This window comes from Fuerstiella marisgermanici (assembly GCF_001983935.1).
GTDB lineage: Bacteria > Planctomycetota > Planctomycetia > Planctomycetales > Planctomycetaceae > Fuerstiella > Fuerstiella marisgermanici.
On the sequence record NZ_CP017641.1, the window covers coordinates 2,868,635 to 2,895,085 of the forward strand.

The following is a 26,451-nucleotide window of genomic DNA, read 5'->3' on the forward strand; positions in this document are numbered from 1 at the left end:
GTCGTTAATCAGCGTCTGTCAGGTCACTGACGGAAACGGTTCCGTCCGATAGTTTGGTTGCCAGTTCGTCTTCGTCCAACGCAATCAGCGGACTGATTTCGACGTTGGTGCCGTCCGGAATGTTGTGTCCCGCCTTCGCCAGCCATTCACGACCAATACGATTCAATGCCGCTCGCGACGTCGCGGGCGAATCGCTTCCGTCCGCATTCTTGACGGGGTTAAATTCGCGGTCGCGGTTACCTTCTACGATCAACGCGTTCTTTGCCAGTGGCAGAGCGTCAAAAATGAAGCGTTCGAACTTGTTGGCGTTGGGAGATTCCGGTTCCACAGGCTGCCCGTGCTGGTCAATGTGCGCCACTTTTTTGTTGGCAACGTGAAGTTCCAGTCGACAGCCGTCCGACGCCAGTTCTTCAAAAAACGTGCGAGCGAACACATGGATTGCGGTGTTGCCGGCCCAGAAAATCCACTGACCGGATTCATCCTCCTTCGCCGCCTGTTCTTCCGTGAGTTCGCTGTATTCGATAATTTCGAGTCGACCGTTCACGTCCACCAGCACGCCCATCTTTTCGGTGGGACTGGACTTCTTCACGACGTTGGTGGTCAGTTGCGATTCTCGACGACGATGTACGCCGATCAAAGCCGGGTCGCACATGATGACGGTCGGGTTGTCGACCTGGTGGTAGAAGATTTGTTCGACGCCAGCGTCGGCCAATTGCTTCAGCAACCCGGACGATTCCAGCGCCGTCACAAGGCCACCATGACCATCCGGCGACAAGCAGATGGACGCTTTGTCCGCCATCAACACCTTTCCGGTTTTGGCGTCGACGGCCGGCAAACTGCCCTGCTGAAAAAAGTGAATAGTGGCGTGATCGAGGCCGAAGTGGTTCTGCTGTTGAAAGAAATCGACGGTCGGTTGGTGAGTCGCCGCGCTGGTCATGATTAACCAGGGGATCTGTCCACCGTGCCGCTTTTTGCGAGCCGCAATTTGTTCGGCAAAGATCTGAAACAGAGTTCGATCGGTGACCGGGCCGATGGGAAACATGCCTTTGGGAGCGTCAAACCCCAGCCGACTTCCCTGGCCACCGGCGACAGTGATCACTGCGACCTTACCGTCAGCCAGCAACTGTTCGCCCAGCGCAGTGTCGTTTTGCTGCTGGTTTCGTTCGGCGTCCGTGGTTGGCTGCAACACAACGCTGCGGGGAGCGGCCGCAGATTCGATTCGTGCAGCACTGTCGGCCGCTCCGTCTGCGGCTTCTTTGTTGCCGGCGGCCTGGCGAATTTTTTCAATCAGAGCGAAGTCGATCTGCTGAATGCGTTCGGCCAGAGCGTTTTGCTGATCCGCTGACAGTTCGTCCCACCAGTTCAAAAGGTGTTGCTGGCCGAAAGGTTTCAAGCGTTCGAGAAGCTGTTCTTTAGTCGATGTCATTTCACAATTCGAAAGGATGAAGGCATTGACGTGGTGGAAGTAGAACCTGAGCGCCGCACATCGTAGCAATTTTCCAATAACGTTTCCCCCGACCCGCATCCACTTCGCACAATCGCAACCGACAGGCAAACCAGCGGCACAAAATCCACGAAGGAAGTGTTCACGCAGTCAGCGATGACTCAGGCAGCGCCGCTACGGCTGGCGATTTCGTCGCGCACACCGGTGACCACGGACAACCTGTTGTGGACGCTGCGTCGAGACTTTCGGCCACTCAATAGCGGCGAAGAGCGGCAGCTACGCGGTCTCGGCATCATCGTCTTCGTCGCCGCCGGGTTCATGCGGCCGCACGATAATTCGGTTGCCGGCAATGCGAATCACTTCGATCTCCGTGCCGTGGTCGATGTAGCCTCCGTCACTAACGACGTCCAGAAAATGGTCGCCGATGTTGGCCTTGCCGGACGGCCGCAGAGTCGACGCTGCGACGCCGACATCCCCCGTGCTGACGGGACCAGATGTTCCCGCCGAACTTAGGATCGTTGGATTCAGCTGAGGTGCGTTTTCGTCCACGTCGGCGTAGCCTGGAGGTGTCAGAATCAGCTTGTTAATGAAGGGCATCGACGGCAAAAATCGGTTCAGAATCATCGCCACGACAATCACCGTGCAAAGCGCGCCCGCCAAACTGCCAAGGCTGCTCATCGATTCATTAAACCGTTCGCCCGCCGACATGCCGGCGAACGTATGGCTGGCCATCACCAGCGAACCAGCCATCAACAAAATGCCGGATACACCGAACACACCGAAGCCCGGGACAACAAAAATTTCGAGCGCCAGCAGACCAATCCCCAGCACGAACATGATCAGTTCCAGCGACCCCGCTGTTTCGCCCAAATAGCGACTCCAGAAAAACAGCGAAAAGAAAACGATCGACAGAATGCCGAAGAAGCCCGACGGCAGATGCAATTCCATGTAGATGCACAAGATCGCCAGCGTGATCAGCCCAAACCCGGCAATTTGAGTGCGCAGGACCCACACCAACGTATCGACCCATGTTCTGGCCTGTGGCTTCAGCGGATTGTTTTCCGGAACTCCCAGCCGCAACCGCAACGCATCGAAGTTTTCGCACGGAGCGTCGGCCAGCGTTAGGTCGTGAGCTCGCTGCCCGTTGACCGTCAGCAGCACATCATCACGCGACTCAGGCACGACCGGCCCCTTCACCCATTCCTCGTTGGAATCCTGAATCTCCAACTCGGTCATGTAGGTGACTCGGCCCGTTTCTTTGTTCGTGGCCTGATAAACGGTCAAATCTTTGTCGACCATTGCCTGCAGCAAAGCCACCGGACGATTCTTGCGTTCGGCCAGATTCTGCACCGTGACCAGAAAATCGCTTTTGATCTTTTCTGGCGCTCGTTCGAACGCACCGCCGGCTTCGGTTTCCTGAATCACGCCCGCGTCGCCAATGCGTGCGTCCGGCCGCATAATGATTCGATCAGCACCGAACGCAATGATGGCCGCACCGCTTAACGCCTGGTTTTCGATCCACGCGACGGTTGTCACTTTTGAAGAATTCAGCTCCGCGATCGCGTTGGCGATACTCACACTGGACGTCAGATACCCGCCCGGCGATTCGATGTCGAAAATCAGCAGGTTGGCTCCTTTGGACACAGACGTGCGGATTTGTCGCAGAATAAATTCTTCGGTCAGCGGCGTGATTGCTTCGTTGATGCGAATCAGTTGAGCTTTCACATCACTGTCGCCACCGAACTGTTCTCGCAACGCCGAATTGGGAAGGTCGTACAGTGCCGCCACATCGCGACGCGATTTCACCGTCTTCGCGACCAAAAAGCCGCTGCGTTGAGCGTCCGACGCATTGAACAGTCCTGGCGCTCCGATGTCGTTGATCGTTTGTGTATCGCTGATCACCGTGTTGCGATCCCGCATGATTTTCAGTTCGGGAGGCGTCAGAAACCGCTGTTCTTCAAGCCCCGTCGCACCTTCCATACGAACGCGCAGCAGTTCCAGCGACGGGTCCATCATCGAGTGGACAACTCCCAAAGAAACCCGGCTGTTCCGCCGTCGCTTGACGATGCTAAGGATGAATTGCTGTTCTTCATCGGGAACTGTCGCACCGCGCCCGATGTCGCCCAGGGCAGCGTCGGGATCCATCACGATGTCGTGGCATGCCAATGCAAGAATGGCGTGATACCCATCAACGGTTTCCGGCACCCACGCTACCGTGCGAACTCGAGAAATGTCGGCTCGCGTCAATCGGCGAGCCATATCGCTGACCTGACCGAACGTGCTGGACCCGGCCGGAATTTCCAGAACAAGCACTGCTTCTTTATCTTCGCGTTCGGCCTGAGCCTGTAATTCCACCGCAAGGTTACCAACTCGCGCAACCTGAATTTCATTAATTGGCGACGTCAGCGACACAAACTGCCCCATCCGACGCATGCGCGCTTGGGCCGCGTCGTCCTGAGCGACACCGTGAACGGCGCAGCAGAAAACGGTCGTCAGACAACAGACTGTTTGAAAATACTTCGACGGTTGCATTCTTCGCTCCTGCATCGGCAATCGCAGTATTCTACACCTGAATCGCCGGTTCCGACAGTAATTCGTCAGGAACGCTGTTTGCTTGGCAACGGATTCCTGTATTCCTGCAAAACCTCGATCCAATCGCGAAGAATTTCGCCCGGCGTTCGACGCCGAATTTTGCCTCATCAGCTTGTTGCTCAGAAGGCCAATCTATTGCGGCTCGACGCTCTTCAGCATCGCGTTCAGTGCTCGTTCGAATTCCGTAACGGCTGCGTCCTCACAAAACAGCTCGCCGCGATGGGCTTCAATCGATGCGGAAACAGCAGCGCGATGTGAGGGCGATTCGGCAAGTCGACAGGCGATTTCGACGTAGTTGCCTTCATCGGTCGCCACGCAGTCCGTGACGCCCATTTTCTGGTAGCACGCCGCCACAAAACGGCCTCGTCGAAACTTCGTCGGCAGCGTTACCAGCGGCGTGCCGCAACTAAAGATTTCATATGCCGTGATTCCCGAACCATAGTAAAGCGGATCCAACGCGACGTCGGCGATTGAAAGCAGGCTGAGGTATTCGTCGAAGTCCATTCGAGGTCGAAACTGAACTCGATCTGCCGCACCTGCCAGAGTGTTCTCGAAACGCGCTCTCAGACGATCCGTCAGCGCTGGAATCTTTGCTTCAACCAGTACGATTGTCGCAGCCGAGTCGCGCTGCAGAATCTCGCGTAGAATCTCATCAAAATTCGGGTGCAGCTTCATTAAGTTTTGAGCACACACATAAAGATGCTGGTCGTCGCGGTAGCCGAGTTCCGCACGCGACTTCAGCGGTGATGGGATTCGGACCGGTTCCTGCCAGGTAAGAAAAGTGTCTGCCAGGTAAAGCTGTTCCGAATAGTGCGCAGACGCGTCGGGTAGCTCGACCAGTTTATTGCTGAGATAGAAATCCATTGCCGGAATCCCGGACGTTACCGGCAATCCCCATCCCGTGCATTGCACGGTCGCCAAGCGTGCAAACGGCAGAAAGTAGTTCAGCAAATCTGTCCCGCATTCCCAGTGATACAGCAGATCAAACTGTTGCCGACGAAGCGGGTTGACCATCCGATAGTAGCGGTCAGGAAGTTCCAGAACTTGAGTCTGCGGATTCGTGAGCCCTTCGCGAATCGCATTCGCCGCGACTGCAGGAGCAACAATCCAGACTTCGAATTCATCTCGGTTCAATCGATCAACGATGCCCGCCATGCAGCGCAGAAAAATTCCCTGATGCCCGTTCGTCACAACGAAACCGATCTTTGCTTTTTCCGAAGCAGCACCGCGCGGCGGCGATGCCGTGGGGAACGATCCTGTAAACAGGCTGGCAAGTGACTCTTTCACTGGCCTGTCGTCCAGCCCGTGATATGTCAGCCCGAACGGCGGCATCAGACCTTTGAATTCCACGTTAATGTGCGCCAACGTTCCTGGCTGCGCAACTTGCAATTGTTGCAGCAGACGATTTCGAAACGTGTGAATGTCGTCTTCCGATTCAAACACTCCGCGACAAAGAAACGCCTCCTTCAGCTTCAGCCAGCCGTCATCCGGTTCCAATTCGGCGGCGTTCGCGTACAACGCACGAGCCTCCTCAAAGTCTTCCAAATTGCGATAGCCGTCTGCCAGGGAAGTCAGCAGCTCCGCATCATTGGGCGCCAGCTTTACTGCGGCCTCGAATTCACGAATGGCTTCGGACGTACGTTGTTGACTGAGGAACAGATTGGCGAGATTCTTGCGAGCTTCCAGCATGTTTGGCTGCAACTGCAGAGCCGCCTGGTAAGACTGATACGCCCCGTCTGGATCACCCGTCGCTTTTTGAGCGACTCCCAGATTGCAGTGAAACTTCGCTTCATTCGGTTTCAACGCGACGGCGCTTTTCAGCCATCGAATCGCTTCGGCCCCCTGCCCCGCATCCAGTAACGCGTTCCCCAACCCGTTTTGAGCGTTCGCGTAATCCGGCTTTAATGCCAGTGCTGATCGCAGCGTGGCGATTGCATCATCCAGTCGCCCAACTGCCGTGAGCGTGGTGCCGAGATTATTGATCGCCTGCAGAAACTTTGGGTTCAGCCGAACGGCCGATTCAAAACACTCAATCGCTTCCTGCTGCTGACCGAGTGCCTTGAAGGTGTTGCCAAGGTCGAAGTGAAACTTAGCGTTGGCGGGATCAAGCTGCAGCGCATGGCGAAACGCGGGGATAGAATCCTGCCATCGTTCTGCCGCCTGGTACGCACCACCCAGGTTGTCGAATCCTTCCGCGTTTTCGGGTGTCAGCGCGACGGCCTGTTCCAGAAATCCAATCGCATCGGTAGCTCGCCGCTGCTGCAAACACGCCGCACCCAGCAGGTGCAGCGTTGATGCATGCTGAGGCTGCACTTCCAGAATGCGGCGGTAAATGGTTTCTGCCTGCGGCAGTTGGCCCGACTGATGCAGGCCCAAAGCCGTGTTGAGTGCTTCTTCGATGGTCGCCAAGGTACGCGCCCTGCCTGCACTTTTGGGGTGTCGCTGAAAAGGGCCGTACCTAACTCATCACCTTCCAGATTGGCTGAGCACCTTCGACGCCGACCAGCTTGTTGTCCAGGCCGCCAAAGAAGTACGTCAGCTTTTCCGGGTCCAGCCCCATCTGATGCAGAATGGTGGCGTGCAGATGCTTGACATGGAACTTGTCGTCAACCGCTCGACCGCCCAGTTCGTCGGTGGTGCCGATGCTGGTACCGCCCTTGATACCGCCGCCGGCCATCCACATGGTAAAGCCGTAGCTGTTGTGATCTCGACCAGTTCCCTTGGCGTATTCTGCCGTTGGCTGTCGACCAAACTCGCCACCCCAAACGATCAGCGTGTCCTTCAACATGTCTCGCTGTTTAAGGTCGTTGATCAATCCGGCCAGTGGTTTGTCCGTTTCGGCTGCGTGCAGATTGTGGTTATCTTCAAGGTCGCCGTGAGCGTCCCAGTTGTCGTCGTTGTGAGCTCCACCGGAATAGATTTGCACCATCCGCACGCCTCGTTCGACCAAACGCCGCGCGAGCAGACATTGCTTGCCGACGGTTGAGCACTTCGGATCGTTCAAGCCGTACAGTTCCTGCGTGGCCTTTGATTCCTGAGCGATGTCAACCGCTTCGGGAGCTTCGGCCTGCATGCGAAACGCGAGTTCATACGAAGCGATTCTTGCCGCCAGGTTACTGTTGTCGTGCCGCGGTGCCTGGTGTGCCTGATTGTATTCTCGCAGCGTATCCAGAAGTCTGCGCTGCCCACCGCTGGCCAGTTCATCCGGCGGCGAAAGGTCCAGAATCGGGTCGCCCTGCGAACGCATGACCGTGGCCTGATATGTGGCCGGCATGTAACCGCTGCTCCAGTTCTTCGCCCCACTGATCGGGCCGCCTCGCGGATCCAGCATCACGACAAAGCCAGGCAGGTCCTGATTTTCACTGCCCAGTCCGTAGTTCACCCACGAGCCCAGACACGGATGACCGCTAAGCACCTTGCCGGAATTCATCATCAGCATGGCGGAACCATGGATTGGAGAATCGGCCGTCATCGAATGAATAAACGAAATATCGTCAACGCATGTGCCCAAGTGTGGAAACAGGTCGCTCACCCATTTGCCGCATTCGCCGTACTGCTTGAACTTCCAGCGAGGCTCGACGATGCGACCCTGATTTTTGTGGCCGCCACGACCGAATGTTTTGACTTCGATCGTCTTACCGTCCATGCCGTACATGTCGGGTTTATAGTCGAAGGTATCAATGTGGCTGGGGCCGCCGTAGCAGTAAAAGAAGATTACATTCTTCGCCTTGGGCGTGAAATGAGGCTCCTTTTCTGCCAGTGGGTTTGTCCACGCGGTCTCCGCGTCGGCCGCAACAGATTGCTGCGACAAAAAGCCGTCCTGATCCAGTAGTGCGGTCAGGCCCAGCCCCGTAAATCCGGCGCCCGCCTGCCACAGCATTTCGCGACGCGTACGGCCGCAGAAGTTTTTCGGTTTCATGATCGTTCAATCCAGATACATAAACTCATTTAAGTTCAACGCGACAAGGCAGAAGTATTTCAACGCCTGATCGTCGTTCAGTTCGTTCTCTTTTTTCAGTCCGGCCATCAGGTCGAGTCCACGCTTGATTTCGGCATCAGAGGGATCTCGCTGCATCACGCGCCGCAGCGCGAACTTCACGCGATCGGCAGCAGAATCGTCAGCTTTCTTTCTAAGCATTTCGGCGAACACATCGGCCTGCTTCAATGCGAAGTCGCTGTTCAGCATCCCCAATGCCTGAGTTGGCTGAGTCGTCACGAACCTCACCGGACACGTTTGATCTGTGTCGGCGAAGTCGAAGCTTTCGATTAGTGGATCCAGCAGCGATCGCTTCACGTGAATGTAGATGCTGCGGCGTACTTCGTCTTCTGGCGAAGACTTGCCCCAGCCAGAACCGGGCCGAGATTGCCCCGCCTTGACGGCGTCTGGAATCTCCGTGTAAATGCTGGGCCCGAACATCTTGTCACTATTCAGGCTGCCGTTGGCCCACAGAATTGAATCGCGAATTTCTTCGGCAGAAAGACGCCTCATATCAAAACGCCAGAACAGATCATTTGATGGATCAACTGCGTAGGACTTTTCGTTGGGCCGCGACGACATTTGGTAGGCCGACGACGACATCACCAGACGGTGCATCGCCTTCATCGACCAGCCGCTTTCGACGAACCTGGCGGCCAGCCAGTCGAGTAGTTCCGGATGAGTCGGGCGGGTGCCCTGAAAACCGAAGTCGCTGGATGACCGCACAATGCCGCGGCCGAAGTGGAACTGCCAGATGCGGTTCATCATGACGCGAGCCGTCAACGGATTCTCAGGACTCGCAATCCATTCGGCCAGCACCCTTCGTCGACCGGACGACTTCGCGTCTTTGGGTGGTGTCGGAATAACGGCTTCGGGAGGCGACAGTATCGACGGAAAACCGGGGACGACTTCATCGGTTTCGGCATGCGGATTTCCGCGAGCCAGCAGGTACGTCGGTTTAATTTCGCTAATGTCTTCCTTCACAACCAGTGCGGACGCCAGTCCCTTCGGCTTGGTTTCTTTTAAACTTTGAAGACGTTCGAACTGCCGCTTGTAGTTCTTCACCTGACGTTCGTTCAGAATTCCGCCCTTGCGTTTTTCGACGATGGGGACGCGGTTCATGGTGTATTGGAATTCTTCTTTTTCCACATCCTGAAGATCGTCCTGAATCAGCTTTTCGATCTTGTTCAGGAAGCTCTGTGCTTCGTTCAAGTCTTTTTCGTAACGTGCCAGCGCCGCCTTGTAGGTCGCTTCATCCGCAGGACGATCGATCTCCATGACCGAAGCCTCCAGCACTGATTTATCAGCACGCACGCCGTAGCGACGGACGTTGTGAAAGAACGAAACCATTTGGTAGTAGTCGCGCTGCGGGATGGGGTCGATCTTGTGATCGTGGCAGCGAGCACAGTTAACCGTCAGAGCAAGAAACGTCTGACTTGTGGTGGAAACGATGTCGTCCAAATCGTCGTAGAAAGCCAACTTCCGATCGGCAGGCTCATCGTCCCAGCGCCCCAGCCGATAATAGCCGGTGGCGATTAGGGAGTCGGCGGTTGGGGTATCAATTTCGTCGCCGGCCAATTGCTCGATCACGAACTGATCATACGGCTTGTCTCTGTTAAACGATTCAATAACGTAGTCGCGATATCGCCAGACAAACGGCTTCGCGTCGTCTCGTTCGTAGCTGTTGGTTTCTGCGTAGCGGACAAGGTCCAGCCAGTGCCGTCCCCATTGCTCACCGTAATGAGGCGACTCCAACAGGTGATCGATGTACTCTTTAACAACCGTCTGATTTAGCGTACCGTCGTCGCCGGTAATCCGCTTCGACCATCGAACCACCAAGTCCGGTTCCGGCGGAAGACCGAGCAAGTCGTAGTGCATGCGGCGGATCAGTTCGCGAGGTTCAGCGGGCGGCGAAGGTTGCAGACCAGCGTCGGCCAGTTTGCGCCGAATGAACGAATCCACTTCGTTGTTGCCAGGCTTGTCGACGGAAGGAACCGGCTGTGCCTGTACCGGCTGAAACGACCAGAATTGTTTGTTCTCTTCGTTGACTTCCGGCGGACCGGGTTCGACTTCAAATTCGATTTCGTGCAAATCCTTGGGCCACGGCAGACCCATTTCGACCCACTTGGTCAGAACGCCGATCTGCTTCGGCGACATCTGGCCCGTCGGCGGCATTTCCCAACCGTCATAGTTAATCGCCTGGACCAGATAGCTCTCAGCGTGATCTTTCAGATCGACGGCCGCCCCGGATTCTCCGCCCTTCAAAATGGCGGCTCGGCTGGTCAGATTCAATCCGCCTTTCGGTTCTTTCCCGGCATGACACTTCAGACAGTTGTCTTTTAGAACCGCAACGACGTTGTCAGTAAAGAACGCGGTCTGTTCTTCAGAAAACGTCGCCGCATCATCTGCGCAGGTAACTGCCGCAAACAACAAAACGGCGGCAACGGAAAATATCGATCGAAGCTGCATGGCGGGATGATGCGCAGTTGAAGGAGGGAAGGGGCGTGAACTGATGATTAATTAGCGTTGTGAAGAAACTACCAGCAAAGCGGCCGAAGGTCAACGACTGAATCGCCTCTCACGTGCCGCTTTGCAACCATGTTAGGCGCTTCCAGCCGTCGCAAACAGTCGGTGTTCGAAAGAACTGCAGAACGCAGAAGTTTGCAACATCGTTGGTCACGCACTCCAGTCCGGGTTCGGTTCACGAGAAAGGCTTACAGGCTGACGCTGTTGCAGCGTGTCAACTTCCTGAACCAATTTGGCGACGTCGTCCGCGTCATTAGCCACCGAGATCGCTAACCGAAACGTCACGTCTGCCTGACTGTCGAGATTGATGACTCGGCCCTTCGAACGTTCGAATGTTTTGAGATTCGGGAAGCTGCTGGCCGGTTCGATGCCCGTGCAATAACCGTCTTCTTCCGCCTGAGTATTCTTCCACACCGCGAGCCACGGCAACGTGTTGGTGTCGAATCGCACACTCACCGCTTCGCTGCCGGTGGGACTCTTCAAAACCGCTAACCCTCTGCCGTCGTCGTCACTGATCGGTTTGGTGAAGTAAACTTGTTCGGCGTAACCGGCCTCCGGTCCGCGATACGTAGCCCACGAATCAACGTCCTCGGCGGCTCGCGAATCGCGCGGTGCGACTTCTTCGGCGGCCGTATGGACGGCGGCTCCTTCGCCCAAGAACGGGCGGCCAATGTTGCAGTGGTACAGCATTTCAACTTCAGCCGCGGCCGAGCTCAGATTTTGCACGCCGTCGATAATCTCGAAGGTGTTGCTGCCAATATGAGTCCTCAACGTCGACGTCAGACGCAGCTTTCCGCCGAACACGCTGGCTTCGTCAATCACGCCGATCACGGAAATCGCTCCGTCGTCGTCAATTTCGACTCGCACATCATGAGCCGCCAGATTCGCAATACGTCCGTGCAGAGACAGAAACTGTTCAGACACCACATTGCCCGCGTCGTCTTTAACGATGTCCGTTCCGGGAGCACCGTGCCAACCAAGGCCGCAGCGACATACGAGTTCGTTGAAGCCGTCCAGCCAGCCGATTCCGCCGCGGCGCATGGGATCGACAAACGCCGGATGCACGGGGCGTTCGACCGGCGACTTCCACCCCAGTGGCAGGTCCGCGACCTCGGCCTTCCAAACGCCCATGCCGCGAGTCGGAAGGACGGCAATCCGCGAACAGCCGTTGTCCAGCCACACGACATCCACGCCGTCGCTGAGTCCGCCACGCAGTCGCCGAAGCCCGACACTCCACTGATCGCCAAACTGGTCCAGCTTTGTTGACTGATGATCCAGCAGAAGACCGTCTTGGTGAATTCCGTCGGCGGTGTTGATCAAAGTGGTGTTGATCAAAGTGGTGTTGATCAAAGTGGTGTTAATCAAAGTAGAGGACGTTGCCACATTCGTGCCTTGATGACTGTGTTTTATATGGAAGTGAGAAACAATTTAGGGGAAAACCGAAGGCACTTCAATTCGGCGGCGCGGCTGACGGGGTATTCGTGAACAGCCTGTGTTGACCAATCCGCACCAACCTCAGACAATGTCCGGAATCCTCACGGAATGACGCTGGCGGAACTTTCCGTCGGTTTGGCAATGACGCCTTCAGCAGCTTCGGAAACCTTCATGCGAATCTTTTTCTCTGCCGGCGAACCCAGCGGTGACCAACACGCGGCTCACTTAATTGCCGCTTTAAAGGATCGTCACGCTGAATTCCGCGCCGAAGGTTTTGGCGGCCCCGCCATGCAGCAGGAGGGCTGTTCGCTGCTGTTCGAACTCACTCAACTTGCCGTGATGGGCTTTCTGCGAGTGTTGCCGATGCTGGCGAAATTCCGCCGCCTGGTCATCAAGGCAGAACAGCACTTCGACCAATCGCCGCCGGATGCCGTCGTGCTGGTCGACTTCCCCGGATTCAACTGGTGGATCGCAAAGGCCGCCAAAAAACGCGGCATCCCGGTCTACTACTATCTGCCGCCGCAGCTATGGGCGTGGGCTCCGTGGCGTATTAAGAAGGTCCGCCGATTTATCGACAAAGTCATCTGTGCGCTGCCGTTCGAATTCGATTGGTATCGCAGTCGTGGAGTTGACGCGACGTGGGTCGGCCATCCGTTTTTTGACGAAGTCGCGTCGAAGCAGCTGGACGAAGGTCTGCTGTCGGAACTCCGCAACAGCGATCAGCAAAAAGTGATCGCCGTGCTACCTGGTTCTCGCAACCACGAAGTCGACCGCAACTTCCCGGTCATGCTGGACGTGATTCGCAAAGTCAGCGAAGCAGTGCCCAATGTGCGTTGGGTCGTCGGCAACTATCGGACGGAACACGTCGAAGAATGCCGTCGCATGCAGAAGGACAAACAACTGGATGCGGACCTGACGTACTATATTGACCGCACGTCGGAAGTTATCGAAGCCGCTGATTGCTGCCTGATGGTCAGCGGATCGATCAGCCTGGAACTGCTGGCTCGCCGCACGCCTGGCGTGGTACTGTATCGAGTCGCCCGTTACGTTCGATTTGGTTCGAAGTTCTTCATGACGTGTAAGTTCTTCACACTGACCAATCTGATCGCCGGCCGCGAAGTCATGCCGGAATTCATGTCAGCCGGCAACCCCGCAGCCGATGTGCAGAAAATCTCGACATGGCTGACGGAATGCTGCCAGTCGCCGCAGATTCTTCAGCAGCGTCGCGAGGAAATGCAGGAACTCGCCGACTCCACCGCCGTCACAGGAGCCACAGAACGCACGGCTGAATTACTGCTGTCCGACCTGGTCGCGGCCGATTCGAAGGCCAGGGACAAATCGCGAGCGGCGTAGAGCGAACTCATGCAGTCCGCCAAAACGTGCAAATTGACTCAGTTTGAGGCATATTCCAGTCACGTTCTCTGCGCCAAAATAAACAGAACTATTTTCTTCGCTTGCAGTTTGCGCTCAACGCACGGCAGTCTTTCAACGTAAGAATAGGTTGTGGAAGACCTCTACCAACCCTGTGAATATTCTGCGGCCTGTTCTCACGGCTATTGACTCGACCTGCTGATGAACCTCTAATCAGGTACGCCGAAACTCTGCCTGAATCCCCATGCATTACCCAAACCCAACAACATCATTCCGAAACGCCGGTCGCTGGCTGGCGATCGTGGCGATGTCGGTATTGGTGTGTGGGAAACTGGTCCATCTGGAACAGGAATCGGCAGGATGTTGTGCGGGCGAAGATCTTCACGTCGAGGCTGGTAATTCTCCGCAGCTGAAGCCGTGCCCGTTCGGATGCCTTCACCACGAAACGCCTGAAAACAGCGATCAGCCAGAAGACAATGAGCCTTCGCACGATGAGCATCAGTGCTCGATTTGTAGCGTGCTGTCTCATGTGACTGAATCGCCAGCCATCGTCGATGTTCCCGACGAATCCAGGTTGGTTGTCGGAACCGTGCCGTTCGAATCGGCCTCCGCGAAAACCGCGGTCTTCTTCTCAGTTCGCCCTCGCGGACCGCCCATCGAGGCTTAAACACAGCCTTGATTCCGGGACGATCACACGCGTCTGACACGCTGGCCAAACCAGTCAGCAGGTGCGCGGCCTGTTGCATTTGAAATGCATCTTCGCTGCACCAGCGTCTTGCTTCTCCCCGGTTTACTTCCGTGCCCAATTACTGAACGCGCCAGCGCAATTGCCGCTGCCTTCGCGTATGGAGAACACCGTGAAACACTCTCATCGCCGCTCACGCGGATTTACTCTGATCGAACTACTAGTCGTTATTGCGATCATCGCCGTCCTGATCGCCCTTCTGCTTCCTGCCGTCCAACAGGCTCGCGAAGCCGCTCGACGCACCCAGTGCAAAAACAACCTCAAACAGCTCGGCCTCGCGCTGCACAACTATCATGATGTGCATTCACTGTTTCCATCAGGCTGGGTTGCTGTCGATCCCGTCACGCGCACTCATAGTCCGCACGAAGGACTGAATGGAGCCGGATGGGGGACCATGATTCTTCCCAACATCGAACAGTCGAATCTGTACAGTCAGTTCAACGCTAACTTCGCGATTCACGATCCCGTGAACACCGCGTTCCTTGGCACCGTGATTCCTGCCTGGCAATGCCCTTCAGACCCGAAGCCCGAAAAGTGGGAAATTGAAGAAGAAGGCAGCCCCGGAACGGTCCTCGCCGAACTGCCCACCGCCAACTACATCGGCGTGTTCGGCACTGAAGAACTGGACGGCTGCGAAAATGCGATTGGAGTGGCCCCTGTATCACCTTCAGGACAATGCCGCGGTGACGGTGTGTTTTATCACAACAGCCGAATCCGGTTTCGAGACATCACAGACGGAACCACCAACACGTTCATGTTGGGCGAACGACGAACAGACATGGCTCTTGGCTGGTATACAACATGGCCAGGAATGGTTGCCGAAGGCGAAGAAGCGTTCCAACGAATCCTCGGTTCAGCGGATCACGTGCCGAACGACCCGGTCGCGCATCTGGACGACTTCAGCAGCAATCACACAGGCGGATCTCAGTTTGTGCTGGGCGACGGTTCGGTGCGTTTCATCAGCGAAAACATCGACCACGGTCTCTACCAGTCCCTGGCCACGATCCGAGGCGGAGAAGTGGTCGGTGAGTTCTAACTCACCGACCTCCGAAGGTCCTTCGGCATGCCAATCGCCAGAACTGTGCATTCCAGTGCGAATCCGGAGTGCAATTGTTCTGCGATGAACGGCCATTGCCAATATTTGTAGCGACTGTCTTGAGATTCAAGTGAGTTTTCTGGAAATGACTTACAGTTGTTGCTTTGACGGTTTGGGGTCGCCCCATCCTCCGCCGCCGTCACCTCAACCGCATGATTGTGACGGCTGAGGTGACGGTGACGAAGGATGGGGCTCGATTTCAGGGTTGGCTCCAGAGTTTGTCGTCTCGGATCATGACGTTGAGAATTGTGATGAGTTTTCGCATTGCGGCGACGATAGCACACAGCGGTGCCTTGCCGTTCTCAAGCAGCCGCTCGTAGAAACGTTTGATGGCCGGATTGTGTTTCTTCGCAACGACAACGGGCATGTAGAGCGCTTTGCGAATGTGTGCCCGTCCGCCGCCGGTTGTCCGTTTTCCCCGCAGTGTCCCGCTGTCCCGATTCGTTGGGGCGACTCCGATGAGTTTGGCGATCTGGCCACGATTGAGCATGCCCAGTTCGGGCAACTCGGCGAGGAGGACTCCGACCGTGGCCGGTCCGATGCCCGGGACCGACAACAGGATTCGTTTTCGTCGCGCCAGTTCGGTGTCTTTGTCGATCAGACGAGCCATGCGTTCTTCGATGACATTGATTTGCTTTTCGAGCATGGTCATCGACTTGCGGATGAGTGTCTGAATAGACTTGTCACAAGTGATTTGCAGACGATTTTGCTCGCTGATCCGCATGGCGACGACCTGGCGTCTGCGGGCCGCCAGGTCGCGCAGTTGCTGATGGGCTTTGGGGAGTGGAGTGGTTTGTCGGGGCTGCATCGTTCGCGCGTACCTGGCGATGATTGCGGCATCAATGGCATCGGTCTTTGCCAGCTGGCCGGCGGCTCGGGCGAAATCTCGTATCTGACGCGGGTTCACCACAGCCGTCGCGTGGCAGGCTTTGTGCAGCGCGGCCACGAGCGATCGTTCGTATCCGCCGGTGGCTTCCAGACACACCAGGCTGGCCTGAGCCGTTTCGAGGAATCGCAGCAGTTGTTGGTGTCCGTCGGCATCGTTGCCGAACGTCGTGACCCTTTTCCCCGAGCTGAGTGCGACATCGAGTTTGGCTTTGGCGACATCAATTCCTGCACACAAGTTGTTATGCTGCACGTGTACGATCCCTTCCTTGCTGATACGAGCTGGCGGTGGACGCCGCTCCGGCGACTGTTCGGGCTGAGTACATGATTCCGGAGCGACGATCACGCTACGCCACGGTCTTTTAAACCAAGGGTCCGACGATCTGCCGCTCTGAGGTGGGGAACAGGAACAACCTGTTCCTCACCTGTTCCATCTATCACAGACAATCGCCAAAGATACAAGGGTCCGCTGTGCGGACCAATGGCTCACATTCACAGCATTTCCCCACAGCGGCAGCTCATTCACTTTCAGCGTTTCGGTCCGCTCAGCGGCCCCTACCTGGCCTGGAATCAACACTGGTTTCGCGGGTGCGTTGGCGGTAATCTGACGGCATGAATTCCTGCGGAGTGAAGTTCCATGCTGAGCGTTGCGTGTCCGGGCTGCCAATCACGATTGAAGATGAAGCCGACGCTGACCGGGCGGCGAGTCAAGTGCCCGAAATGCCAGACGGCCATTCAGGTTCCACTGGCCTCGGACACCAATCCAACGGTTCAAAAAAAGCCGCAGAAGCCGCGTTCGAAACCTTCGCCCGCTAAACGCCCAGCAAAACCGGAGCCGTCCCAACGGACACTCACACCACCGGAACCGGACGAAGCGTTTCCTGTGTTGCATTTGGCGCCCGAACCCGCAGCAGATGCCGCAGCGGTGCCCAATTCCGCTGCTCCGCCGGAACTGAATTTCAACACCACTTCCACGTCATCCACTTCTGCATCACCACGCCGACGCAGACGCCGCAGTTCTGTTGGCGTTTGGTTGCCAATGCTGATGGTGCTGCTCGGGGCTGCCGGTGCGCTATGGTATTTCATGCCTGCCGCGAAACCGCCGGAGATCACCGTGAAGCAGTTTCCCGATCAGGCGGCCGTGGAGGGGAAACTCATGACACTGGCGATGCCTGTGACGTCCACCGGGGCGCAACAGGCCACACAGTTGAAAATCGTGCAGGCACCGGACGGAGCCACATTCGATCAGGCGACTCGAGTATTCAAGTGGACGCCAACAGAAGCGGATGGTCCAGGTCAGTTTGATGTGATCGTGCATCTGATTCAGGGGCCAAACATCGTGGAAGCGAAGTTCCGGGTGATTGTGGCCGAAGAAGATACGGCGCCCGTGTTTCAAACGATCGAACCTGTGTCTACCAAACCGCTTGAGGAAGTCGTTGTCACAGTACAGGCCGACGATCCTGATGAACCCAGCGTCGCCGTGAGCTATGCGTTGGCTGAGCCGAATGCTGCGGCAACGATTGACGCTGAGACCGGCGAGCTAAAATTCACGCCTTCCGAAATCATGGCGGGAGAATCTGTGAGTGTGACGGTGATCGCGAAAGAAGATTCTGACGCCTCACTTTCAACCACACATGACGTGACGTTTCAGGTGGGGAAGTTTGATAACCCTGTTCGCCAGCTTGTGGCAGACCTGCGAAAGCTTGACGTCGATGCGGAATTTGAAGACGCGGCAGCACATGACAATCCCTTGCCCTTCACTGGCAGTGCGGGCGTTCTAAGTTTTGACGGCCGGTCAGTTTCTGTTTTCCGCTACGAAACAGCGCAGGACCGCCAGGAAGATGTTCAGAAGGTGGACGTATTTGGTCGGAAGCTCTTCGACAGTCCCTGGAAAAATGAAGAACCGCTGAACGTCTTCGCCAACGACGAACTGCTGGTCGCGTTTGTCGGGGGCGATTCGAATATGCTGGACCCGCTAAGTTCCGTGATGGACAGGCCGGTGGCAGTGGTTCAGAAACACGAAGCTCCAACCCCGATCGTGCATCAGACGCCCGCCATGGTGGCGGAACTGATGCCGTTGTATGAAGGACGACTCAAGCGACCGGGAAAGCCTCGCCGTCTGTTCACCACCGATTGCTATAAAGACGTTCGCAAGGTCTTTGCCGATCAGTTCGAGAAAGAATTTGATTCGCAAATTCGAACAGGAGTCGGGGATGACTACGACGAACTGATGGAATGGTTCGCCGAACGCATCGATCTGAAGGAAGAATTCTTTACAGCCATTCGGCCCGAAGTCGACAACGTTTCTACAGCGCTGCAGATGTTCAATCAGATTCGCAAAACGTACCCGAAGCAGATGGATCGCTACGGTTCGTTGGCGATCGCGTGCTCTGTGGTGTGGGACAACGATCGTGGAGTATACAACTACCGGGGCCATGCGGAGCGCACACATTCGACCATACCGGACACGTTGCTGGATGGACTCAGCAACTTTCAGTACTTCGTTGATGCCGAAAGCGTCATGCAGGGACGTGCTCAGTTTGTTCCATGGGAGTTTCTGATTCACCTGATCAATGACAAGACGCCGGTCGCAGAACGGACATGGGCGGTGCAGGCGTACCTTCCCACCCGGCAGATGTTCGGCAAATGTTACTCCGACGTGCCTTACGACACGAGGATGCTGCAAACCAGTAGTCGCGAATGCAAACTGGATGGTAAGGAATACAACCTGCCCAACATCCGGCAGTTTGGGGGCGTGTGTGCGATGCAGGCAGACTACGCGGCGCGCGTCGGCAAAAGTATGGGCGTGCCTGCGGAGTATGTCAGTGGTTCAGGACGATATGGAGGAGCTCATGCATGGGTCATGTGGGTCGAACTGCAAGCGGTAACTCAACGCAGCATCAAGTTTACGCTTGAGTCGCATGGGCGATATCGCGGCGATCATTACTACGTCGGAAACATGAAGGAGCCTCAATCCGGAAAACGAATTACCGATCGACTTCTGGAGCTGCGTTTGCACCAGGTTGGGATGGATGCGATGGCCAAACGCCATTCGGATCGAGTTATGGCCGTCTATCCTGGCATGGCAGAGGAACTGGCTTTCGACTTCGATACTCGACTGGAGTACCTTTCCGGTGCAGTCGCGTTGAACCCCTGGAGCGAATCGGCCTGGACTGCACTGTCACAGATTTCGTCAGGACGTGAGCCTGGCAAAGACGAGCACAAGACGATGTCGATTCTGCTGGACCAACTGTTTGTGAACTTCGCCGCGTTTCCGGACTTCACGTTGACAATCTTCGCGGATCTGATTTCCTTTGAAAAAGAGGCGGATAAAAGAATTCAATACTACTACCAGTTACTGGATGTCTACGCGGCCGCGCAGCGACCGGACCTGGGGTTCCGAGCGTTGCTGCAGTTGAGTGACCTGCTGGAACAGGAAGAACGGACCGACGAAGCGATTCAGACACTGGCGGTGGCGATTCAAAAGTACCCAGACGAAGGTCAGTACATTCCAAAAATGCTGGACCGGTTGGAGGGACTCGCTGCGGCCGCTGGTGCCGTCAATCAAACGCTGGCCGAATTCTACGCCTCGTTTCTCCCGAAGATTCCTCAAACACGTGGTGGTTCACCCAGCAAGTACTGCATGCAGATGTACGAACGTGCCGTCCCGGTATTCGAGCAGGCCGGTCAGCAACAACTGGCGCAAAATTATCGCACCGGAGCGCTGCAGTTGAAATCGGGCATGCCGCAGTAGAAACATCACCGGTTGCGAATAATCACCGGTGCCACCCGCTCTACGGTGCCGCAATGCAACAGCACGAGCTTCCACATCTGCCGGGACACCGGTTACAGCAGAACACGGAACGGCTGGGCCACCACGAAAGAACCGAAACACACGAAAAGGGAAAGGCAACACAGTGGATCGCTTTGCAAAGGGACGGCGATCGTTCCGTAGTGCATAAACTCTGCAGATTAGGTTCAGTCTGCCGGTCCGGAAGACTGGGCATGCTAAGAATTCGTTCTCGGAATTGTTGCGCAGTGCTCGGCATGGGAAAATTAGTGGGGCGGAACTGTTCCGAGCCACTAATAAATTGTCCCGATCCACTCATAAATTCTTCCGGCGAACTCGACATAGTGATTTTGTCACTGTGAATGCGGCGGGCAATTGGTACAGCCGGTTCAGAGTGATCGATTTGCAATCCGGAACGCGGCGCAGCGGCAGATTCCGCAGGTGCGGTTGATGGTGTTGTCCAGTAGGGGACGATTCGAGGTTGGTACTCAATACGATCCGCCTCAACACCTCTCCCACGCAAGGAGTGTTCGCTATGACAGCCACCCGTACAAAAACGTCTTTCATTCCTCAGGCGGAAGGAAACTTCGATGCCTTTGCTCGCCAGTTCGTCAACCAGTTGGCGGCCGATCCTGCGGAATACGAAATGTCTGCTGAACGAGTCAAAGCGCTGCAAACTCAGTTGGCGGAATGGGACAAAAAATACGCCGCCGCCGTGAAGGCTCGGGACGCGGCCAAAGCGGCGACGGAAAGCAAAGACGAAGCTCGACGACAGCTGGAAGAAACGGTTCGATCTGCTGCGAAGTTGATTCAGGCCAACGACGAAATCACCAACGCCGCTCGCGATGCGGCTGGTCTGCCGGTTCATAAAACAACGCGAACACCGGTTCCGGTCCCGCAAACATTTCCGACAGGCACGGTCATCGGTACGGATCGTCTGGAACTGACGCTGATGTATTCCGACGTTGCCACACCAACTCGGAAGGCGCGACCCTACGGCGTTCGAGGCTGCGAAGTCTACGTCGCCATCGCGGACAATCCCCCCACAAATCCGGAGGACTACCGCTTCGTCGCCTTCAGCACGCGCACGCCGGAACTCATCAAGTTCAAAAGCGACGACGGAGGCAACACCGCCAACATCCTGATCCGCTGGGTCAACACCAAAGGCGAACCCGGCCCATGGAGCCAGGTCATCAGCGCCACGATCCCGGCCGTCTGACGGGGAGCCCCCGGCGAGGCGATGGCGTTGGACGATGGGTTTCTGCGTGGAACGCCGCAACGCCGAGCGAGGTGAAGGGAATTAACATTGGCCAGTTTCTGTCGGCCGCGTGAAAATCGCGGCCAGTCGGAACTGGCCTTTGTTCATCAGGCAATTAAAACATAGAGCCGGTTTCCACCTGCCACCACACGCTTGGCGCGGCCGGTGGGAACCGGCCCTACATTTACTGAGTCACTCCGGCCGCCTGAATGATGTCGCGAATTCTGGTGGCCGAATAGCCTCGCTCGGAGAACAGCGTCAGAGCCTGGTTCAACAGGTTCTCACGAGTCAACGCGGCGGAATCGCTGCGAGTTGTCATGGCGAGTCGCTCACTTCACTGCGAGGCTGCCGCATGTCATGGCCAAGATTATCGTAAATTGTGTGGATCAGATCTTCCGTTTTGTTGGCGGTGATCAGAAAGAAACAAAACAACATTTCGTCAGTCGTCTCGTCGCCCCAGGTCACGCGTCGCGGTGGTGATGATGGATTCGACGGATTGTTGGCAGAGTTATCGAAAACTGCTTCCACCTTCAGAACGGTACCGGCGGGCAATGAAAACGGCCGTTCGTAGTAATACTCATCCTGCCAGTTGTAATTCCACTCAGCGACATCGATCAGCATTTGGGTTGCTTGCGCCGGCGGCGTCGCCGTGACCTTCATCGACTTGCCCAGCAAATGCATATGAGGCACAACGCCCACCAGGATGACATCGTTCGGCAGCGTGTACGTTGTGGAACGCGAATACGCTGCGTCGCCAGCGGGAATGTCCATTTCATAATTCGCCATCCAGATGCTTCCGACCAGCTTTGCTGGCTGTTGAAGCGATTCAGCCACCGGCTTATCGACAAAGTACAGGCCGATTTCTGACTGGTCCGATTCTTCTTTGCCGGTTGGATGGTAGTGAACCTGAACCACCAGATCGCTGCCCTTCTTCAGGTATCGCCCCATGTCGTTGGGCAGCCGCCGCGCCGTGTTTCCGACCGACCAGCCGCCGAGTGCTCCGCTGGGAGAAAATCCGGGGCCGCCGAAGTTGCCGTAACCCGGTTCCGGCGTTGCGTTGTCCAGTTTGCGAGCTTGCCCTTTGTCATCAAGAAATAACACCGCATGATGAACGACACGTTTGTTGCCCGGATGAAACTCAACGGCAGCAACCAACTTGTCTTCAGGGATGTCGATCGGCAGCACAAAGTTCTGAAGTAAATCAGGACCGTCCGCCGGAACGGTAAACGCCTGCCGCATTCGCACGACCAGATCCGGTGTTCCCAGTTGCCAACCCTCAGCAAATTGTGGCGAAGGCGGCAGATCGTCCGGGTCGCCTTCCGGACAATCTGCAGCCACCCAATCCTTCAGCAAAGCTAACTCCTGATCCGAAAGCCAACGCTCGCCAACAAACCTGCGCTGGTGGCTCGGACCGGGAATCCATGGCGGCATGATGCGTCGCTGAGTCACCTCGACCAGCATCTCGGCATGAGCCGCAGCTTCCTGATAATTCGTCAGCGCAAACGGAGCCACCTGGCCAGGGCGATGACAGTTCTGGCAACGCGATTGAATCAGCGGTGCGATATTGCGTGTGTAAGTTACCTTGCCGGTCTTTGTCGAACCACGACGTTTCGGAAAGTGACAGCCAACAGGTTTCGTTTTTGAAATCTCCACAGGCAAACGCTGCGACACCGACTGCATGGCGTCGCGAAGGAACTGCTTTTCAACATTCGTTCGGCGGCGACCGATCGATTCATAAGCGTTGTCGATGGCTCCGCGATAAGCCAGACGGCCATCGCGGTCGAGCACAAACGCTTCGGGCACATGCGATGGCTTGAGGACATCAGCAAGGAGTCCGGAACTATCGAAGAGCACAGGAAACTGTGCGGCGAATTCTTCGAAATGCTTTGCAGTAGCCTGTCGCGTGACAAACGGATCAGAAACCACGCCGAACAATTTGACACCCGCCGGCAGTGAAGTCGCCAGTTCGTTGAGCGTCTTTGTGTGCGAATTCGAGATCGGACAGGTGGTCGAAACGAATACAAAAACGCGAGCCACCTGTTGATCATTCTGCCCCAGCGCATGCACGTGGCCGTTGAGATCCGCGAGATCAAAGTTGAGCTGCATGCTGGTCTTAGTCAGCGTCGTCGCTTCCGAAGCAGGTTCATCTGCCACGCCAATTAACGGCAATGCGAAAGCGAAAATAAACGCCAGACAACGTAAACTGTTCATCCCGTCGAGCCTAAACAACCATCGAATCGGCCATATCGCGATGACCTATGACGGTCGTTACACTAGCGCAATGTTCTCGGCAATACAAGACTTTCGAACGTCGCAGGCATCCCGATCCCTTCCAGCCTCTGGTCTGCCGGAGACGCAAGGCAACTTCACAATGATCAACTTCAGTACCAGAACACCTGCAAGCCGTTATGCTCTCAGCGAGTCGCTCTCGCGTAGAACTGGATGATGCCGTCAAGCCGCTGACTCTGTTTTCCGTTTCGGTCAACCCGGAATCGTGAGTCAAAATTGCATCAACGCGTGATCGGCTTCCGATGCAGGTCGGGGTTGCTTCTCGGTTTCTCGTGAAGTGCGAAAACACGGCTGGGATAAGCTGCCAAAGTTCTGTCCAGAACGACCGCAGTTTCGTACCCTGCGCCCCCGAAGCCACCACAACCTGCTGGTCGACTGGTTTCGCGCCAAAGGAGAATTCAGCAGCGGCTGCGTGGAGGGCCTGAACATAAACGGCACATTCAATGTCCTTCCGCGAAGAGTTGGTCGATACTTCAGTCGCTCTCGTACGCCAGCAACCGAAGCGCATTGAAGACGACCAGAACGGTTGAACCTTCGTGAAGCACAACGGCCGGGCCGAGCTGCAGTCCGAGGACGGTGGCGGGTACGAGGAAGGCGACCATACCGAGGCTGAGCCAGAGATTTTGACGAATGATGCGGCTTGTTTGGCGACTCAGGCCGACGACGAACGGAAGGTGATTCAAGTCGTCGGCCATCAGCGCCACGTCGGCGGTTTCCAGTGCGACATCAGAACCGGCTGCCCCCATGGCGATTCCTACGGTCGCGTTGGCCATGGCAGGAGCGTCGTTGACGCCGTCGCCCACCATCGCGACGCCTACTTCGTTGCTGAGCTTCCTGATTGCCGCCACTTTGTCGTGTGGCATCAAGTCGCCCCAGGCTTCGTCGAGACCGACTTGTTGGGCAACCGCGCTGGCGACCTGTTGGTTGTCGCCGGAAAGCATGATCATGCGGCGGAGGCCGAGGTCTCGTAGACGGGCAATCATGCTTTTCGCCGATTCACGCGGCGTGTCCATCAAGCCCAGGACACCGAGATACGTGTCACCACGCCGGACGATCATTGTCGTGCGACCACTGGTTTTGAGCTTCTCTACAGACTCGCGCAACGCATCCGGCAGCGGTGGGCCTTCGACTTCGTCGAACAGATTTTCTTTGCCGATGTAAACTGATTGGCCGTCGACGGTGGCTTTGACTCCTCGGCCGGTGATACTGGTGACGTCGTGAGCCACAAAGTTGGAATCACTCTGCAGCCGTTCGTTGCCGTCGCGTACCACGGCGGTCGCCAATGGATGGTCGCTGAGTTTTTCGACGGCAATCGCCACTTGCAGTAACTCGTCTTCTGCGGCGCCATCTGAGGTGACGACGTCGGTCAGGCGCGGCTTGCCTTCGGTTAATGTTCCCGTTTTATCGAACGCAATCGCGCCGACGGTTCCCAGATTTTCCAGCGGCGCGCCACCTTTGATCAGCACTCCCCCTCGCGCCGCACGAGCCACACCGCTAAGCACCGCGCTGGGGGTTGAGATCGCCAGAGCACACGGACTGGCCGCGACCAGTACTGCCATGGCTCGATAGAACGACGTGCCAAACGGTTCGTTGATCACGGTCCACGCAAACAGCAGCAGGACGACGAACACTAGTACGGTCGGAACAAAGTAGCGTTCGAACCTGTCGGCGAACCGTTGAGTGGGTGACTTTTGTGTTTCTGCTTCGCTGACCATTTCGATCACGCGAGCCAAAGTCGATTCGCTGGCGAGTTTCGTGACCTGAATCTCAAGCGAACTGCTTTGGTTGATCGTGCCCGCGAAGATGCGGAACTGTGGGGCGAGTTGGTCCGGGTTTGAGTTTGCGTGGTTTGGATCGTCGACAGGTCGTTTATCGACGGGCATGCTTTCGCCAGTGATCGGAGCCTGATTAACGCTGCCTTGCCCCTTGATGACGAAGCCGTCAGCCGGCATGCGTTCGTTTGGCTTGACGATCACAACGTCACCGGGATGCAGCTGCTCCACTGGAACTTCTTCGGTGCTGCCGTCACGTCGGACCATCGCGGTTTGTGGCGTGAGCTCCGCCAACGCTTCGATCGCCCGTTTGGCTCGCCCCATCGCAAAGTGTTCGAGTGCGTGGCCGAGACTGAACAGAAACAGCAGCAACGCTCCTTCCGCCCATTTACCCAGGGTAGCGGCACCGACGGCAGCCACCAGCATCAGGAAGTCGATGTCGAATTGGGCGGCGAGAACTCCCTTGAGGGCGTCTCGGAACATGAAGATGCCGCCGAATAGATACGCTGCCAGATAAAGGCTCCACGGTACCATAGGCGCGATGTTGGTCAGGACTGACAACAGCCACCCGGTGATCAATAGCACCCCACAGAGTCCGGCGTAGATGAGTTCTGTTCGTTCGCCGAACAGTCCGCCGCGTGAATGGTCGTTTGTTTCTGCAGAAGCGTTGGTCTCCGCTTCAGTTGGTTCCGTGAACGGTCGTTCGTTCTGCGATTCAATGAATCGGACACCAAGTTTTCGGACACCTGCTAGGATGGCTTCTTCATCAGTAGCCAGGCGATCAAACTCGATGGTGATTGCGCCAGCCGGTGACGCTGCTGCCTCCGTTACGCCATGGATTCGTCGCGCTCGTGATTCGACCATCTGCGATCGCCGCGCGTGCATCGGTTTCGTTTTGAATAACAAGTGCCCGAACCTCTGTTCAAGTTCGAGTCCGGCTCGGCGGGCGAGTTCTCGAACCTGACCGACCGACAGTTGCTTCGGGTCATAGTGAATGCAGATTTCACCAGGGCCGTCACCGCCAGTGTCCGTAAGATGAGCGGCTTCGATTCCAGCGTCAGCACTTAGCAAGTCGCCGAGCCGCGTCATGCAGGCATCGCGAGCATACGGCACCGCGGGTAACAATAGCGCAATCTGAATCCGCGTCTTCTCAGGCATATTGATCTTAAGGTTTACAGAAATGTGAGCAAAGACTCGATCATACCAACTTGTTTCGCCTGCATCCTTCCCAACGACGTCTCGATGTCATCGAATGGGTAGCAATGCGTTGTAA

Annotated in this window: 16 protein-coding genes; 5 read left to right on the forward strand and 11 right to left on the reverse strand. The window is 56.3% G+C overall.

Annotated features, from left to right (window positions below; all coding sequences use genetic code 11):
• Positions 1 to 4: 4 nt before the first annotated feature.
• The 6 genes from Fuma_RS10870 to Fuma_RS10895 all read right to left on the reverse strand — a co-directional run bounded on the left by Fuma_RS10870 (position 5) and on the right by Fuma_RS10895 (position 11,921).
• On the reverse strand, positions 5 to 1,426 hold the full coding sequence (locus Fuma_RS10870) for a UTP--glucose-1-phosphate uridylyltransferase (protein ID WP_077024163.1): 1,422 nt from the start codon (positions 1,424 to 1,426) through the stop codon (positions 5 to 7).
• A 294-nt stretch (positions 1,427 to 1,720) separates the two neighbouring features.
• The gene (locus Fuma_RS10875) at positions 1,721 to 3,976 is read right to left on the reverse strand and encodes an NfeD family protein (RefSeq protein ID WP_077024164.1); all 2,256 of its coding nucleotides are present in this window, start codon (positions 3,974 to 3,976) and stop codon (positions 1,721 to 1,723) included.
• A gap of 192 nt (positions 3,977 to 4,168) precedes the next feature.
• Positions 4,169 to 6,445, reverse strand: coding sequence for a tetratricopeptide repeat protein (locus tag Fuma_RS10880; protein ID WP_077024165.1), 2,277 nt, complete (start codon positions 6,443 to 6,445; stop codon positions 4,169 to 4,171).
• Positions 6,446 to 6,494: 49 nt separating this feature from the next.
• Positions 6,495 to 7,955 (reverse strand): DUF1501 domain-containing protein, encoded by a 1,461-nt coding sequence (locus tag Fuma_RS10885; protein WP_077024166.1) that lies wholly within the window; start codon positions 7,953 to 7,955, stop codon positions 6,495 to 6,497.
• 6 nt (positions 7,956 to 7,961) lie between these two features.
• Positions 7,962 to 10,481 carry a DUF1553 domain-containing protein gene (locus Fuma_RS10890; protein WP_077024167.1) on the reverse strand — a complete coding sequence of 840 codons (2,520 nt, stop codon included), beginning with the start codon at positions 10,479 to 10,481 and terminating at the stop codon, positions 7,962 to 7,964.
• Positions 10,482 to 10,688: 207 nt separating this feature from the next.
• Positions 10,689 to 11,921 (reverse strand): aldose 1-epimerase family protein, encoded by a 1,233-nt coding sequence (locus Fuma_RS10895; RefSeq protein WP_158520940.1) that lies wholly within the window; start codon positions 11,919 to 11,921, stop codon positions 10,689 to 10,691.
• Between the two features lie 222 nt (positions 11,922 to 12,143).
• Between Fuma_RS10895 and lpxB the strand changes: the two genes are divergently transcribed.
• The 3 genes from lpxB (at position 12,144) to Fuma_RS10910 (ending at position 15,124) form a co-directional block, all read left to right on the forward strand.
• A complete protein-coding gene (gene lpxB, locus Fuma_RS10900) occupies positions 12,144 to 13,325 on the forward strand; it encodes a lipid-A-disaccharide synthase (RefSeq protein ID WP_077028231.1) in 1,182 nt (393 codons plus the stop codon).
• Positions 13,326 to 13,587: 262 nt separating this feature from the next.
• Positions 13,588 to 14,010, forward strand: a complete 423-nt coding sequence (locus Fuma_RS10905) for a DUF2946 family protein (RefSeq protein ID WP_077024169.1) — start codon at positions 13,588 to 13,590, stop codon at positions 14,008 to 14,010.
• Between the two features lie 190 nt (positions 14,011 to 14,200).
• Positions 14,201 to 15,124, forward strand: coding sequence for a DUF1559 domain-containing protein (locus tag Fuma_RS10910; protein WP_229360894.1), 924 nt, complete (start codon positions 14,201 to 14,203; stop codon positions 15,122 to 15,124).
• Positions 15,125 to 15,383: 259 nt separating this feature from the next.
• On the opposite strand, the gene Fuma_RS10920 is transcribed toward Fuma_RS10910, so the two are convergent.
• Positions 15,384 to 16,322: an IS110 family RNA-guided transposase gene (locus Fuma_RS10920; protein ID WP_077028094.1), complete on the reverse strand. Its 939-nt coding sequence runs from the start codon at positions 16,320 to 16,322 to the stop codon at positions 15,384 to 15,386.
• Between the two features lie 518 nt (positions 16,323 to 16,840).
• Positions 16,841 to 17,155, reverse strand: coding sequence for a hypothetical protein (locus tag Fuma_RS35235; RefSeq protein WP_158520941.1), 315 nt, complete (start codon positions 17,153 to 17,155; stop codon positions 16,841 to 16,843).
• Between Fuma_RS35235 and Fuma_RS10925 the strand changes: the two genes are divergently transcribed.
• Both Fuma_RS10925 and Fuma_RS10930 read left to right on the forward strand, forming a co-directional pair.
• Positions 17,154 to 19,823, forward strand: coding sequence for a tetratricopeptide repeat protein (locus Fuma_RS10925; protein ID WP_158520942.1), 2,670 nt, complete (start codon positions 17,154 to 17,156; stop codon positions 19,821 to 19,823). The genes Fuma_RS35235 and Fuma_RS10925 overlap by 2 nt on opposite strands.
• A gap of 571 nt (positions 19,824 to 20,394) precedes the next feature.
• Positions 20,395 to 21,078: a hypothetical protein gene (locus Fuma_RS10930; RefSeq protein WP_077024173.1), complete on the forward strand. Its 684-nt coding sequence runs from the start codon at positions 20,395 to 20,397 to the stop codon at positions 21,076 to 21,078.
• A gap of 223 nt (positions 21,079 to 21,301) precedes the next feature.
• Here Fuma_RS10930 and Fuma_RS10935 read toward each other — a convergent pair whose 3' ends face one another.
• The 3 genes from Fuma_RS10935 to Fuma_RS10945 form a co-directional block, all read right to left on the reverse strand.
• On the reverse strand, positions 21,302 to 21,436 hold the full coding sequence (locus Fuma_RS10935; RefSeq protein WP_083731963.1) for a TetR family transcriptional regulator: 135 nt from the start codon (positions 21,434 to 21,436) through the stop codon (positions 21,302 to 21,304).
• Positions 21,433 to 23,328 (reverse strand): redoxin domain-containing protein, encoded by a 1,896-nt coding sequence (locus Fuma_RS10940; protein ID WP_077024174.1) that lies wholly within the window; start codon positions 23,326 to 23,328, stop codon positions 21,433 to 21,435. Before Fuma_RS10940 ends, Fuma_RS10935 begins: the two co-directional genes overlap by 4 nt.
• Positions 23,329 to 23,879: 551 nt before the next feature.
• Positions 23,880 to 26,336, reverse strand: coding sequence for a heavy metal translocating P-type ATPase (locus Fuma_RS10945; RefSeq protein ID WP_077024175.1), 2,457 nt, complete (start codon positions 26,334 to 26,336; stop codon positions 23,880 to 23,882).
• Between the last annotated feature and the right edge of the window lie 115 nt (positions 26,337 to 26,451).

Excerpts from the sequence above, each read along its gene's own strand:
- lpxB (WP_077028231.1), top strand. The coding sequence starts at position 12,144 with ATGCGAATCTTTTTCTCTGCCGGCGAACCCAGCGGTGACCAACACGCG.
- Fuma_RS35235 (WP_158520941.1), bottom strand. The coding sequence starts at position 17,155 with ATGAAATACCATAGCGCACCGGCAGCCCCGAGCAGCACCATCAGCATT.
- Fuma_RS10890 (WP_077024167.1), bottom strand. The coding sequence starts at position 10,481 with ATGCAGCTTCGATCGATATTTTCCGTTGCCGCCGTTTTGTTGTTTGCG.
- Fuma_RS10935 (WP_083731963.1), bottom strand. The coding sequence starts at position 21,436 with ATGACAACTCGCAGCGATTCCGCCGCGTTGACTCGTGAGAACCTGTTG.
- Fuma_RS10885 (WP_077024166.1), bottom strand. The coding sequence starts at position 7,955 with ATGAAACCGAAAAACTTCTGCGGCCGTACGCGTCGCGAAATGCTGTGG.
- Fuma_RS10925 (WP_158520942.1), top strand. The coding sequence starts at position 17,154 with ATGCCTGCCGCGAAACCGCCGGAGATCACCGTGAAGCAGTTTCCCGAT.
- Fuma_RS10940 (WP_077024174.1), bottom strand. The coding sequence starts at position 23,328 with ATGAACAGTTTACGTTGTCTGGCGTTTATTTTCGCTTTCGCATTGCCG.
- Fuma_RS10930 (WP_077024173.1), top strand. The coding sequence starts at position 20,395 with ATGACAGCCACCCGTACAAAAACGTCTTTCATTCCTCAGGCGGAAGGA.
- Fuma_RS10875 (WP_077024164.1), bottom strand. The coding sequence starts at position 3,976 with ATGCAACCGTCGAAGTATTTTCAAACAGTCTGTTGTCTGACGACCGTT.
- Fuma_RS10945 (WP_077024175.1), bottom strand. The coding sequence starts at position 26,336 with ATGCCTGAGAAGACGCGGATTCAGATTGCGCTATTGTTACCCGCGGTG.
- Fuma_RS10905 (WP_077024169.1), top strand. The coding sequence starts at position 13,588 with ATGCATTACCCAAACCCAACAACATCATTCCGAAACGCCGGTCGCTGG.
- Fuma_RS10870 (WP_077024163.1), bottom strand. The coding sequence starts at position 1,426 with ATGACATCGACTAAAGAACAGCTTCTCGAACGCTTGAAACCTTTCGGC.